Consider the following 248-nt stretch of genomic DNA (forward strand, 5'->3'; position numbering starts at 1 on the left):
TTGCACTAACCCCATGATGTGGGAGTAAAATAAAAACACTTTCGTTGAATTCATATTAAAATGAATTTATACGGAGGTGTTTTTTCTATGAAAAGAGTGGCATATTCAGTTGAAACAAAATATAAAGTAGTAGAAATGAAACTTAAAGGATATAGCGCAAGAGAAATAATGGATGCTTTAAATATTAAAAATGAATCTCAAGTTAAAGTGTGGTGGAAATGGTATAGAAATGGGGAAACACATAGATT

1 protein-coding gene is annotated in these 248 nt (G+C 29.8%); it reads left to right on the forward strand.

The annotated features are described in order from the left end of the window. Positions 1–87: 87 nt before the first annotated feature. A partial coding sequence (locus LQ598_RS13735) for a helix-turn-helix domain-containing protein (protein ID WP_239745726.1) occupies positions 88–248 on the forward strand: 161 nt, incomplete at its 3' end.

Source organism: Mammaliicoccus sp. F-M27 (assembly GCF_022387115.1).
GTDB classification, from domain to species: Bacteria; Bacillota; Bacilli; order Staphylococcales; family Staphylococcaceae; genus Mammaliicoccus; species Mammaliicoccus vitulinus.